This window comes from Psychroserpens mesophilus, assembly GCF_050617655.1.
GTDB lineage: Bacteria > Bacteroidota > Bacteroidia > Flavobacteriales > Flavobacteriaceae > Psychroserpens > Psychroserpens mesophilus_A.
Window position 1 is genome coordinate 590,500 of record NZ_JBODQC010000001.1, and the last position, 14,146, is coordinate 604,645.

The 14,146-nt window shown below is 33.3% G+C and carries 12 protein-coding genes; 2 read left to right on the top strand and 10 right to left on the bottom strand.

The window, feature by feature from the left end; translation table 11 throughout:
- Nucleotides 1-12: 12 nt before the first annotated feature.
- From ACRHNM_RS02540 to ACRHNM_RS02550, 3 genes are all read right to left on the bottom strand, one after another.
- Nucleotides 13-387, bottom strand: a complete 375-nt coding sequence (locus ACRHNM_RS02540; RefSeq protein WP_431133324.1) for a hypothetical protein — start codon at nucleotides 385-387, stop codon at nucleotides 13-15.
- Nucleotides 388-457: 70 nt separating this feature from the next.
- Nucleotides 458-1,894 (bottom strand): DUF5689 domain-containing protein, encoded by a 1,437-nt coding sequence (locus ACRHNM_RS02545; RefSeq protein ID WP_431133326.1) that lies wholly within the window; start codon nucleotides 1,892-1,894, stop codon nucleotides 458-460.
- A gap of 35 nt (nucleotides 1,895-1,929) precedes the next feature.
- Complete coding sequence (locus ACRHNM_RS02550; protein ID WP_431133328.1) at nucleotides 1,930-4,836, bottom strand: carboxypeptidase regulatory-like domain-containing protein; 2,907 nt, start codon at nucleotides 4,834-4,836, stop codon at nucleotides 1,930-1,932.
- Between the two features lie 135 nt (nucleotides 4,837-4,971).
- Here ACRHNM_RS02550 and ACRHNM_RS02555 point away from each other — a divergent pair, with 135 nt between their 5' ends.
- Nucleotides 4,972-6,045: an endonuclease/exonuclease/phosphatase family protein gene (locus tag ACRHNM_RS02555; protein WP_431133330.1), complete on the top strand. Its 1,074-nt coding sequence runs from the start codon at nucleotides 4,972-4,974 to the stop codon at nucleotides 6,043-6,045.
- A 71-nt stretch (nucleotides 6,046-6,116) separates the two neighbouring features.
- Here ACRHNM_RS02555 and ACRHNM_RS02560 read toward each other — a convergent pair whose 3' ends face one another.
- The gene (locus ACRHNM_RS02560; protein WP_431133332.1) at nucleotides 6,117-6,551 is read right to left on the bottom strand and encodes a hypothetical protein; all 435 of its coding nucleotides are present in this window, start codon (nucleotides 6,549-6,551) and stop codon (nucleotides 6,117-6,119) included.
- A gap of 165 nt (nucleotides 6,552-6,716) precedes the next feature.
- On the opposite strand from ACRHNM_RS02560, the gene ACRHNM_RS02565 reads away from it, so the two are divergent.
- Nucleotides 6,717-6,866: a hypothetical protein gene (locus tag ACRHNM_RS02565; protein WP_431133334.1), complete on the top strand. Its 150-nt coding sequence runs from the start codon at nucleotides 6,717-6,719 to the stop codon at nucleotides 6,864-6,866.
- Nucleotides 6,867-6,982: 116 nt separating this feature from the next.
- Here ACRHNM_RS02565 and ACRHNM_RS02570 read toward each other — a convergent pair whose 3' ends face one another.
- From ACRHNM_RS02570 to metG, 6 genes are all read right to left on the bottom strand, one after another.
- Nucleotides 6,983-7,501 (bottom strand): ferritin, encoded by a 519-nt coding sequence (locus ACRHNM_RS02570; protein ID WP_431133336.1) that lies wholly within the window; start codon nucleotides 7,499-7,501, stop codon nucleotides 6,983-6,985.
- Nucleotides 7,502-7,578: 77 nt separating this feature from the next.
- Complete coding sequence (locus tag ACRHNM_RS02575) at nucleotides 7,579-8,481, bottom strand: histone deacetylase family protein (protein ID WP_431133339.1); 903 nt, start codon at nucleotides 8,479-8,481, stop codon at nucleotides 7,579-7,581.
- Nucleotides 8,482-10,602: a Tex family protein gene (locus ACRHNM_RS02580; protein WP_431133343.1), complete on the bottom strand. Its 2,121-nt coding sequence runs from the start codon at nucleotides 10,600-10,602 to the stop codon at nucleotides 8,482-8,484.
- Nucleotides 10,603-10,686: 84 nt separating this feature from the next.
- On the bottom strand, nucleotides 10,687-11,394 hold the full coding sequence (locus tag ACRHNM_RS02585; RefSeq protein WP_431133346.1) for an OmpA family protein: 708 nt from the start codon (nucleotides 11,392-11,394) through the stop codon (nucleotides 10,687-10,689).
- Between the two features lie 5 nt (nucleotides 11,395-11,399).
- Nucleotides 11,400-11,870 (bottom strand): lipocalin family protein, encoded by a 471-nt coding sequence (locus ACRHNM_RS02590; protein WP_431133348.1) that lies wholly within the window; start codon nucleotides 11,868-11,870, stop codon nucleotides 11,400-11,402.
- Between the two features lie 93 nt (nucleotides 11,871-11,963).
- Nucleotides 11,964-14,027 carry a methionine--tRNA ligase gene (gene metG, locus ACRHNM_RS02595; RefSeq protein WP_431133350.1) on the bottom strand — a complete coding sequence of 688 codons (2,064 nt, stop codon included), beginning with the start codon at nucleotides 14,025-14,027 and terminating at the stop codon, nucleotides 11,964-11,966.
- Nucleotides 14,028-14,146: the final 119 nt, after the last annotated feature.

Here is a 14,146-nt window from a genome sequence, read left to right on the forward strand (position 1 = left end):
AGAGGCTTTTTTTTATGCGTTTAATAAAATAACAGCTAAAGAAATACAGCCCAATAATAGCAACCATAATAACCAAATACTATAAGTTGTTTGTTTACTTTTATTAGTTTTAGCATTTAATACTTTTCGTTTTCTACCACTGTATACAATCCAATTTCTAAAGTAAATAAAGATGCTTGTCATTATAAATAGCGTCCATCCTTTAGATGCTGAAAATGTATTGACGTGTATTTGTTCTAAAAAGATAGAGAAGAATACGCCTAAAACTAAAATTAAGGCGATTTGCAAGAGCGAAAGATAAGCAATAGCAATACTATTGGCTTTTTGTTTGTACGTTGTTTTATAGTGTTTAAAAACGCTAAAAAAAATAGAATCAAATGTTGTCATATAAAACAGTTTGATAAAAGAAAAGCCACATCTATTTAAGATGTGGCTTCTAATTTTAAAGTTTAATAAATTAGTTGCCTGTAACTTTTACGTCATCTAAGTGATATCGCGTAGTTGCACTAGGATCTGAACCTTCATAAAAGAACGCTACATTGACAGTACCATTTAAGCAAGAAATATTAACAGGGCCAACAGGTTGTAAACCTCCAAAACCATTGGAAGGACCAACTGGAATTGTAACATCTAATACTTGCCATGTTGCAGTAGTCACATCTCCTGTATAGTCTTCAGAAATTAAAACAGTTAAAATAGTTCCAGTATCATATGCTGCTTCTAATTTAAAAGATAATTCTTCACCAGTAGTTGCGTCTAAATCGATATCTGGAGTTACCAACCATACATCAGCTTCAGAGTTATTAGAGTTAAAAGCAGAAATACGAGAATAGTTATTATTGTTAAAACTACTGATAAACCAATCTGTGTCAGTACCACTCACATTAATATTTGTCCATCCTTCAGAAGTATAATTGCCAAACCCTTCAAAGTTTTCAAAGAAAATATTAGAACCACCACCAGAAGGAGTAGTACACTCAAAGAAATCTGGATCACATCTGTTTTCTTCACCACCAAAATTAATGTCTTCGGGAGTATTTATTGAAACTATAAAAGCATCACCTTCAAAATTTCTAGATAAAATAGCATTAATGTTACCTTGTCCTGAAGGTAAAGTTAAGCCTTTAAAATCAGCAAAAGTACTTGTGCTAAATATCACAGATGATGAAGTCGCACAACTCTCTAAAATACGTTCTCCATCAAATTGATCTAGTTCTCCAGAAGCATAAGTAAATGAGTCATTAATAACTTGGTTTCTGTTAAACTGAACATCTTGCAATTGCACCATTAAATTTGTTTTATCATTAGAAAATTCAGAAAAAGCCAAAGGTAATGGAACAATGGTAGCGACTTCATTAGATCTTTGAATGACTGCAGTTTCTTGAGACATAGGAATTTTGTCTACTTCACTACCATTTATGGCTCCAAGTGTCAATACACCATTAGTAATCCCTACGCCTAAACCATTAATTTTTATAAACACTTTTCTTCCAACTTCATATTTAGTGAATAGTGGGTTTACATCGATAAGAAGTTTGATCCCAATAGTTGGGTTTTCAAAGTCATCTTGAATAATTAATTCTTCAAAATAGTTCCCAGCTTCATCAGATGATACGATATATCCAGAAATATACTCATCATCTTCATTAAACTCATATGAAACTACATCAGATTCATTTGAATAATTTAAGGGTTGAGGTTCAAAGATACCATCATTGGCACTTTGTTCTTGTGCTAAGTCACCAGCTAAAGACGCTATTGTTCTTACATCTGTAATATCTGGTTCTTGAAATGTTAAGTTTGGTGTGTCAAAATCATCGTCTTGAACACAGCTACTAACTACTACTAAACCTATAAGTAGCAGTATTAATTTATTAATTTTTAAAGTTTTCATTTTTAATGTTTTATTTTGTTATTCAATAGCTTTTTTTAAAATCTTACGTACACGTTAAGGTAGTATGTTGTACCGTTACCAAAAAAGTAACGATTTCCGAATACTGGACCATTATCATTATTTTGTTCATCGAGTTGGCTTCTGTAATCTACACGTCTTGATTGTTCAAAACCACCAGTTCTGTACTCTTGATTGAAGACGTTGTTGATTGTTGCAAAAAATCCTAGGAAATAATCACCTACTTTCCAAGATTTTCCACCTACTATATTAACTAACATATAGTCATCAAATTGTTCTTGTTTTAATAATTCTTTTGCAACGTTTTCATCATAATCATTAATTGTATAACCACTAAAGTTACCATTTTCAGGAACAATTACGTTACCAGAAATAGGATCAGTAGGGATTAAATCAACATCTTGAGTAAATGAAGCAGACCGTTTTAAAGCACTCGCGTCCACATAAGCATTAGAAAAGAAGTTAGATGTTACACCAATGTTCCAGTAATCTGGATCGCGATATTCAAATCCTATTTGAAATGCGCGTTCAGGTCCACCAGATACATGTAAATCTTTTAAAGCAGTTGTTCCATCACCATAAGTTAAAACGGTTTTGTCTCCATTTATATTTTCAAAATCTGCAGCTGTATAATATAAATCTGGATTGTTTGCAAACGTATATTGGCCAACTGAAGCCGCAGCTTTTAATTTAATAGTTGGTGTAACTTGAGCTTCAATTCCTAGCTCAGCACCAATATGACGTCTTTCTATATTAGTCTGTACTTCTTGCACAAAATTACTTGAATTTTCAGTAAAGAAGAAACCTATATCTGTACCATCTTGAAATCCTGAATAAAACCCAGTGAGTCTAGCTTTTAAAGTTGGTGATCTAAAGATATAGCTAGCATCAACAGATTGAATTTTCTCACTTTCTAATCCAATTACGGTTTGGTTACTTTGTCTTGCATTACCAAATGAGTTTCTAATGTTTGGTGCTTTAGTAAAATAACTTCCGTTAACATCGATTAAGTGTTTTCCTGTAATTTTATAGGTAAAACCAGCTTTAACACCATAATTTGAAAATTCTAATTTTTCACTCTTACCAAACGAACTAATATCACCAAAACCCTCTTGATAACCTTGACCAGGGAAAAAGCCATTTTCATACTTTCCATCTCTTTGGTATGTAGTTTGCGAAATATTTGCGCCTGCATAAAAATCTATCTTATTGTATTTGAATTGAACTTGAGCAAAACCACTAATAACATCTGAGTCTATATCGTAGTTGTACTTATAGCGATCTCCCTCTGTAACGACTCTATTAGGATTTCTAATATCACTCTGTGCTTCTCCCAACTCTTGCTGTCCAGTTTGCTGTTCAGCAAAAGAATCAATATCTAAATAACCAGGTCCTCCTAATAAGTCGTCAATACGTGCATAGTTTTGACTGTTTAATGTTCTATAACGTATACTAGCATTTAATCTAATATTATCGGCCAAATCTGCATCAAGTATAGTATTCAAAGATAATTGTTTGTCTTCTATCACATCAGATTGAAGTGCATATACAGAATAATTATTTATAGAATTAGCATAATAAAGTTCATTCCAATCTAATTGCCCATCATTAATGAATTCTTGCTGTGCCAAATACGCTAATTGATAATCATAAGCTGTTGGGTTAGGATCATCAAGATGATAACTAGGTAAGTTCTGGTAATACTCTGGAGTAGGATTACGAGCTCCTCCATATTGTCCATTATTTATTGCATCTAAACGAGAACCATTATTATCTATTCTTGAATTTGCAATTTCACCAAACTGGTAGGCTACGTTAGTATTTAATTTTACTTTTGGTGAAATGTCCCAAAAATGATTTAGCATTAAGATTGGTTCATCAATTTCTCTAATTCTTGAATTTCTAATTTCACCATCTTGTTCTCCCCAAAATGGATTGTATTCTCTTCCCTTAAGGTTTTCTACCTCTTCGGTAATTGCTGTAGAACGTCCACGTCTATTTTGAGCATAAATAGATGTAAAGTTAAGACTATGATTATCACCTAATTGTTTTTCAATAACAGCTACAAATGAATTGGAATCATAAAGTGTACCATCTATAAACCCTTCATCACCATAACGTCTTGATGCCAGTACGGAAAACGCCCAGCCACCATCAATTAGACCAGTACTATAACTACCCATAATACGACCAGTATAGCTTCTGTTTGCACTTGCATACGATACACGTCCACCTTGTCTATATTTGGAAGCTCTCATTATAATATTGTTTGTACCTGCAAGATCACCAAAGGTGTAATCGTTTGCAGACATACCCATAGTAAATACTTGGTTACGCTGCAAATCATTAATTCCACCCCAGTTTCCCCATTGTGGTCTACCATTAAACTGCTTATTCATTTCCACACCATTGATAAGTACTTTACCATTAGCATTATCTAAACCTCTAGGTCTAAAAAATGTGGCGCTAAAATCAAATGCAGCAGCATTTAAAAATACATCTCTAGATGATTGAAGTAAACCAGATACGTTATCTGTTAAACCATCATCTTCACTGTTTAAATTATCATCTGAGATAGAGATAATAAACAAATCTTTTTTATCGCTAGAATCGTATTCTAATGTCATTCCGCTAATATCAACGGTTTGACCTTCGTTTACAACAATAGGATAACGTTTTGTAACGTAATCTAATTTTTCGATTTTAAGAACCTGTTCTCCTAAGGGAACAATCGTCTTAAATTGAAATTCACCATTAGCATCAGTAGAGGTCATAATAGACGTTCCTTCAATGGTAATTGTTACATCTGGAATAGGTTCTCCTGTTGTACCATCAAGTACACTACCTTTAACAATAGTTTCTTGAGCATAAGTTGTAAACGCAGAAAAAATTCCGAATAAAAAAATCAATAAACTTTTTTTCATGCCTAATCTTTAGTTAATAATTAATGTGCATTAAATAATAGTTATTTAAGGCGTGCAAATTTACATTATTTATAATAAATACATACTTTTGGCGCAAGTTTTGATTAGATATAACAATAACATAATATTTACACTATGAAATTACAACATTTTCCTTTAGTATTTTTGTGCTTTTTATTCACAATAAGTGGGTTTTCACAAGAAGAAAAAAAAGAAAAACGCTTTAAAATTCATACAGTTGCATTTTACAACTTAGAGAATTTATTTGATACCATAAACGACACTACCAAATTTGACGAGAGAAGTCCAATTATGGAAATGAACACTAACAGAGAAGAAGTCTATCTCAAAAAAGTACATAATATGGCTAGAGTTATTGCTGATATTGGTGCTGATATTACTGGAAATTCTCCTGCAATCATTGGAGTTTGTGAGGTTGAAAACCGACAAGTTTTGGTTGATGTGGTAAATGATCTTTTGTTAGTTGGGAGAGATTATGGTATTATTCATTACGAATCTCCTGATGTGAGAGGTATTGATGTCGCTTTATTATATCAAAAGAAATTATTCAGACCGATAAGTCATAGTTCTCATGAGGTCAAAATCTACGATAATAAAACTCGTGAACGTAAAGAAACAAGAGATCAATTACTTGTTTCTGGAGAACTAGATGGAGAACTTATTCATGTGGTTGTAAATCACTGGCCATCTAGAAGTGGAGGTGAAGCTAAAAGCAGACCAAATCGTGTCGCGGCAGCAACGGTAACTAAACGACTTACAGACTCTTTACAATCTATAGATCCTTATGCTAAGATTTTTATCATGGGAGATTTAAATGACGATCCAACTAACGATAGCGTTAAAAAAGTTTTAAAGGCCAAAGGCGATAAAGAAGATGTTGGTTTGAAAGGCATTTATAATCCTTATGAAGACATGTTTAGAAAAGATGGTTTTGGAACAACTGCTTACAGAGATGCATGGAGTTTGTTTGATCAAATCATGTTTACGAAACCACTTATTGAAAAGGATGACTATTCTTCTTTTAGATTCTATAAATCTGGAATTTATAATAAGGTATATCTTACGAATCCTAGAGGACGATGGAAAGGTTATCCATTACGAAGTTTTGCTGATGGCGGATTTACAGATGGGTTTAGTGACCACTTTCCGGTATATGTCTATATCATTAGAGAAGTTGAAGAACAATAAGATTAATTAGTATGTTACAAAAAAAGGAGCAAATTTCAACTTTGCTCCTTTTTTTGTAGTTAATTTTTAGATTAAAACCAGTTTGACCAAGGAATTCTGGATAATACCAATACCAAACCTAGCGTATAAAAAATAGAAAGTGCTTTGAATTTAGGTTTTGAAGTGAGTTTCTTTTTATGTTTTGAATAGCCTATGGTTATAAATGCAACAGCAAGTATTCCAACAAATGGATGCTCTACAGCTAATAATCTACCAAATGAGTCTAAACCTCCCATTCCATTAGCACTAATGTTTTTAATTCCAAAAGGAGATACAAAATAGAGTATCAAACCGATTAATAATTGAATATGTGATACAATAAGAGTGAATAACGCTATTCTAAAGTCTATCGCATGAAATTCCTTTCCGCCAAAATATTTTGCTAGCGCATTAAAACTGGCTACAATAATCATGGTTAAAACTAAATAAGCCCAATAAGAATGAATCATTTGAAGAGTACTGTACATAATTTTGATTTGAAAAGTTAATATTACAAATGTAATGATTATAAATAGACAGGTATGCAGGTATCAAAAAAATAAGAATGAGCAAGGATGATGAGAGGACAGGAAATTAAGAAAAAAAGCTTTAAAATTTAATGAGTGGTATGATACAAAAATAAATTTTGAACAATGAAAGAATTCAAAAAACCTCTTAATCATGCCACTTTTTCAATTAAATCAAAACATGGGCATTTTTCACAGCGTTTAAATTCAGATTTTTTGAATTTCTTACAGCACTTAGATTTTACTTTACCTGAAGTATTAAACCCAGAAGACTGAAGAACTTTCACATGTTCTTTCTTGAGTTTTTTCTTTTTCTTTTTACCCATCGAATTTGCTGATAATCAATAGTGCAAAAATAATTATTTAAATTAAATCTAAATAAATTTTAACAATTAAACTCCAGATTCCTGTGCCGCTGAATTAACAGTTAATTGTTGAATATCTCTATCAAATAAGTATAAGCCACCTTTATCATCACCAATCATATTTACCTTATCTAATATGGTTCTGGCGGTAGCTTCTTCTTCAATTTGTTCAGAAACATACCATTGTAAGAAATTATGGGTCGCATAGTCTCTGTTTTCCAAAGAAATATGAACTAAATCATTAATGCTTTCAGAAACAAAGATTTCATGTGCTAACAATTTTTGAAACATTTCTTTAAACGATTTAAAGGTGATATTTGGTGCTTTTAATTCTGAAATATGTGCGTGTCCACCACGTTCATTTACAAACTTGACTAGTTTAAGCATGTGCTCTCGTTCTTCATTAGATTGGTCATACATGAAATTAGAGATTCCTTCTAAGCCTTTTATTTCTGCCCAAATAGCCATTGCTAAATACACTTGAGAGGATTCTGCTTCTATTCGTATTTGTTTGTTTAATGCAGTTTCAATAGTTTTTGATAACATAACGTCTTGTTTTAAACAAAGATAAGCAGATAAACAGATAAATAAAATGGTAGAGGCGTATTTGAATTAAATCTCTTTTAAAAGAAAATGTTCTGTGCCAATCTGAAGGTATTAGCATGTGCTTCAACAATGGTTTTAATATCAGGACTATAACCTCCTCCCATACTGCACATCACAGGAATGTTGTGATGTTTACATATTTCTAAAACAAAACAATCACGAGCTTTACAACCTTCAACAGTCATGCCTAATTTACCAAGTTTGTCAGTGGCAATTACATCAACACCAGATAGATAGTATATAAAATCAGGCTGTTCTTGTTGAATTAATTTAGGCAGTATCTTGTAAAGTGTGTTTAAATATGTGTCGTCATCGGTATTATTTTCTAAAGCAATATCTAAATCACTTATTTCCTTTTTGAACGGATAATTAGTTTTACCATGCATAGAGAATGTAAATACAGATGTGTCTTTTTCAAAAATTTCAGCAGTACCATTGCCTTGATGTACATCAAGATCTACTATTAAAATTTTATCAGCTAATTTTTTATGTTGAAGGTATCGTGCACCAATAGCCTGATCATTCAACAAACAAAAAGCTTCACCACGATTTGTATAGGCGTGGTGAGTGCCACCAGCAATGTTCATAGCGATACCATGTTGCAAAGCAAACTCACTGGCCTTTATAGTGCCATCTGCAATGATGACTTCACGTTCAATTAAAGCATGACTTAACGGAAAACCAATTTTTCTAGCAGCTCTTTTGTTTAAGGTTAATTGTTTTAAATCCTGAACATAAGTTTCCGTGTGTACTCTCAGAATATGTTCGTCAAGTGGAATTTTAGGTTTAAAAAAATGATCCTGCGAACATGTTCCTTCATAAATTAGTTGCTCAGGCAATAACTCATATTTGAGCATGGGAAACCGATGCCCTTCTGGTAAAGAGTGTTTGTAAACAGAATGATATGCTATTTTTAGCATTTAGAGTTTATGCAATTTTAATTGAATCCGTTTTCTTGGGATATCAACATCCAAAACTTTTACAACTATTTGTTCATGCAGATGCACGTGTTCATTTACATCTTTTACAAAACCATCAGATAAATTAGACACATGGATTAATCCGCTTTCTTTAATTCCAATGTCAACAAAACAACCAAATGCAGTAATATTGTTGACGATTCCTGGTAATAACTGACCTTCTCTTAAATCGTTTATAGTTTTTAGTGTTTGATTGAATGTAAATACTTTGGCTTGTTCACGTATGTCTAAGCCAGGTTTTTCAAGTTCTTTTATAATGTCTTTGAGTGTTAATAACCCAATAGTATCTGTACAATAGTTGTTTAGATTGATTTTTTGAAGAATGGTTTTGTTTCCAATTAATTCTGAAAGAGCTACACCTTCATCTTTTGCCATTTTTTTAACGATAGCATAGCTTTCTGGATGCACTGCAGAATCATCTAGCGGATTTCTACCCTCTTTTATTCTCAAAAAACCAGCGCCTTGCTCAAAAGCCTTATCGCCTAAACGTGGTACTTTTTTTATGTCGTTTCTTGTTGTAAATGAACCGTTCTTACTTCTATAGTTGACAATGTTTTCAGCTAATTTAGGACCGATACCTGAAACATAACTCAATAAACTGTGACTTGCTGTGTTGATATTAACACCAACCGAATTCACACAATTTTCAACCACAACATCTAATTCCTTTTTGAGTTTAGTCTGGTCTACATCGTGTTGGTATTGACCGACACCAATAGATTTGGCATCAATTTTTACCAATTCGGCTAAAGGGTCTTGTAATCGCCTTCCGATGGATACAGAACCTCTAACCGTTACATCATAATTAGGAAATTCGTCACGAGCAATTTTTGATGCCGAATAAATACTTGCTCCAGCTTCACTAACGACAAAAACCTGAACATCTTTTTTAAACCTAATTCTTCTAATCAAGGCTTCAGTTTCACGTGAAGCTGTTCCGTTTCCAATGGCAATGGCTTCAATCTGATGTGCTTCAGTTAAAAAGCTAATCTTTTTTATAGCTCCATTCTGATCATTTTTTGGAGGATGCGGATAAATGGTTTCATTGTGTTTTAAATCCCCTTTTTCATCTAAACAAACCACCTTACAACCTGTTCTAATTCCTGGATCTATAGCTAAAACACGTTTTTCTCCCAAAGGTGAACCAAGCAATAATTGTTTTAGGTTTTTTGCAAAAATCAAAATGGCTGCGTCATCAGCCTTGTCTTTAGCTTTTTGAAGCGCTTCCTTACTTAAGGATGGAAATAACAAACGTTTATAAGCATCAGAAATAGCGAGTTCAATTTGTTCAGTACAAGCATTTTGACTTTTAAGGATTCTATGTTCAATATGATTTAGAGCTCGCTCATTATCAATTTCGATTTTTACTCTTATAAAACCTTCGTTTTCTGCTCTTAAAATGGCTAGTAATCGGTGTGATGGAATTCGACTCAATGCTTCTTCCCATTCAAAATAATCTCTAAATTTTTGTGCGTTTTCATCCTCTTTTTTAGTTTTCACAACTTTTGTTGAAATCTTAGCATAACGCTCAAACTGATGTCGAAGATTATTTCTAATATCTATACGTTCGTTAATCCATTCCGCAATAATATGTCGCGCGCCTTCTAAAGCTTCTTCAGGTGTTTCAATATCCTTTTTTACGAATTTTAATGCAATGGATGCAATGTCGTTTGCATTTTGGCTCATGATGATTTTCGCTAAAGGTTCCAATCCATTTTTACGAGCTGTTTCGGCTTTGGTTTTTTTGCTTTTTTTATAAGGAAGGTATAAGTCTTCAAGAGTTGTACTATCGATACAAGCATTTACTTTTGCGTTCAATTCTGACGTCAATACATCTTGCTCTTCTAAAGCTTTTAGAATGGTAGTTTTTCGTTTGTCTAGAGCTTCGAAAAGGGCTTTAAATTTTACAATATCACCAATTTGAACTTCATCTAAATTACCAGTGGCTTCTTTTCGGTATCTGGAGATGAACGGAATGGTGCAGTCTTGATTCAGTAGATGAACTGTATTTGTAATACTGTCTTTTGGGAGTTTTGTGTTTTGTTGTATATATGCTATCATAAAAAAGACCTTATACATATTTTGTATAAGGTCTGTAATATATTTAACTCAACTGAAATTGTCGAATGATTTCTAAATAATTTTTTAGTTTTGTCCAGCTTGTTGTTTCGCTTCTTGAACCATTTGTTCATTAGGTAAAATAGCAACATTTACACGTCTGTTTTTAGCTCTACCTTCTGCTGTTGAATTGTCATGCATAGGTTGTGATTCACCAAACCAATTGGTTGTAAATCTGCCACTATTCAACCCTTTACCAACAAGGTAATTGGTCACTGCATAGGCTCTGTTTTTAGATAAAGTCATGTTGTAATCTTCGGCACCAACATTATCTGTATGACCAACGACAAGAATGTTTGTGTCTGGAAACTCTACAAATACATTTGCCAGTTTATTTAATGTTTCCTGAGACGCATTATTGATGTTGTATTTATTAGTGTCAAAATAAACACCACTGTTCTCGTCAAATGTTACAACAATTCCATCATCTACACGTTCTACTGTGGCTCCAGGAATTTCTTCTTCAATTTTTTGAGCCTGTTTGTCCATTTTGTTACCAATAAGAATTCCTGCACCACCACCAACAACACCTCCAATAACAGCTCCAAGCTCTCCGTTTCCGCCTTTGCCTACATTGTTACCAATAATAGCTCCTAAAACGGCTCCACCAGCAGCACCAATAACAGCACCTTTTTGTTTGTTATTTGCATTTTTAGTGGCTTTACAGTTTACTAGACTAAAAGCTAGTAATAGTGTAAAGACACCAATTCCTATTTTATTTAATACTGTTTTCATAATGTTTATAGTTTTATAAAGTTCATGTTAATTAGAAAGGGCGAACCATCAACATTGACAGTTTGTTGCCATTGCATTTGGGTATCTGATAATGTTGTTAATTTTAACCGAAAGCCTTGATTACTTTCAGATTTATTTTTGTCATTTGTAGGCTTTAATAAAAAATCATAAAGCCCTGTGTCTTCATCAACTTCCTGAATAGTGAATACAAAATGACGTGTGCTTGTATTACAATTGCTATTTGTTATTGAATAAGTTCCTGTGTTGTTATTTGGAATAAATTCCCACGTACTGTTTATAAAACAATCTTTAGAAGTATCGTTAAATAGTGTGACGTTATAAGAACCCGTTTTGCTGTAGTCTACAGAACTTAAGCTCCAATTGCCTTTAATTACTTTTTTAGATGCTCTTACAGTTTTTGAAGATCCGCAAGACACTAAACAAATTGCTAATGCTATTACTATAAGGTTTTTCATAATCTCGAATTTCTTCAAAATTATGAAACCGCCTTAAATGTAATTGATACAAAAGATTTAATTATTGACTTAGACCGAAATTTTAGAGCGTTATTAGCTTATCTGCAATCCACTATTAACAGTAGTATCTGGGTTGACAAATACCAGTTTACCTTCTGGAGTTTCAGTCATTAAAATCATACCTTCACTGTCCACACCTCTTAAAGCTCTTGGTGCTAGATTCACTAAAACAGTCACTTGTTTTCCAACAACTTCTTCAGCTGTAAAGCTTTCAGCAATACCAGATACAATGGTTCTTACGTCAATGCCTGTATCGACTTTTAGAACCAGCAGCTTTTTTGCTTTTGGCATTTTTTCAGCTTCTAAAATTTTTCCAACGCGCAAATCAAGTTTGGTAAAATCATCAAAAGAGATGGTCTCCTTTTGAGGTTCAATTGCTTTATTAGCAGCATCATTAGCTTTTTTGCTGGCTTCTAATTTATCGAGTTGTTCCTGAATGGTTTTATCTTCAATTTTCGAGAATAATAATTCACCTTTACCAATTTTATGTCCAGATGGAATTAGCATGTTTTTTGTTGAAATATCAGCCCATGTGGTTTCTGTATCAAGTGCAGAATGACAAAGAATTCCTTTTAGTTTTTCAGAAGTAAAAGGTAAAAAAGGTTCACTTAATGTCGCTAACGCACTCGCGATTTGTAATGCCACATACATGATGGTTTTGGTGCGAACTTCATCAGTTTTTACCAATTTCCATGGCTCTTCGTCAGCGAGATATTTATTTCCTAAACGAGCCAAATTCATTAATTCCTGACTTGCTTCCCTAAATCGGTAACGTTCAATTGAACTTTCAATCACAGAAGGATACGCTTTTACAGCAGCTAAAGTTTCAGAATCAACGTCTGAGAACTCTGAAACTTCAGGAACGATACCATCATAATATTTGTTGGTTAAAACCACCACACGATTGATAAAGTTTCCGAAGATAGCCACCAATTCATTATTGTTTCTCGCCTGAAAATCTTTCCAGGTGAAATCGTTATCCTTGCTCTCTGGAGCATTGGCAGTGAGCGCATAACGCAATACATCTTGCTGGTTTGGAAAATCTTCCAAATAATCTGGCAACCAAACAGCCCAGTTTTTAGACGTTGATAATTTCTTTCCTTCAAGATTTAAAAATTCATTAGCTGGTACATTGTCTGGTAAAATATAAGACCCTTCAGCTTTCAGCATTGCTGGAAAAATAATACAGTGAAATACAATATTATCTTTTCCGATAAAGTGAATTAATTTTGTGTCTTTATCTTTCCAGTAAGGTTTCCAGTCTTTTCCTTCTCTAGCAGCCCATTCTTTAGTGGAAGAAATATAACCAATAGGCGCATCAAACCAAACGTAAAGTACTTTGCCTTCACCTCCTGGAACAGGAACTGAAATTCCCCAATCTAAATCTCTGGTCACAGCTCTTGGACGCAAACCATCATCAATCCACGATTTTACTTGTCCGTAAACATTAGGCTTCCAGTCTTTTTTATGACCTTTTAAAATCCATTCTCTTAAAAAGTCTTCATGTTTATTTAAAGGTAAAAACCAGTGTTTAGTTTCTTTTAACGTTGGAGCATTTCCGGTTATGGCTGACTTAGGATTGATTAAGTCAGTTGCATTTAAACTCGATCCACAACTTTCACATTGATCGCCATAAGCCTCTTCATTTCCGCATTTTGGACAAGTTCCTGTAACGAATCTGTCTGCTAAAAACTGATTGGCTTCCTCATCATACAACTGTTCAGTAACTTCCTCGACAAACTCGTGTTTATCATATAAAGTTTTAAAAAACTCAGAGGCTGTATCATGATGAATTTTAGCAGATGTACGTGAATAGTTATCGAATGTAATTCCGAAGTCTTCAAACGATTTTTTTATAATCGTATGGTATTTATCTACGATATCTTGAGGCGAAACACCTTCCTTTTTTGCTTTAATGGTAATTGGTACGCCATGTTCATCACTTCCACAAATGAAAGCGACATCATTTCCAGTTAAACGTTTGTAGCGTGCGTAAATATCAGCTGGCACATAAACACCAGCTAAATGACCAATATGAATCGGACCATTAGTATATGGTAATGCCGCAGTTATTGTATATCGTTTTGGAGTATTCATATTTTTTTTATTGTGTACAATTAAGTGAAGCTGAAGCGATTTTAATCAGATTCTTCACTTCGTTCTCAAAGACAAATGTATTCGTTTTAATAAGGCACAAAAGTACACATTTTGAAGGC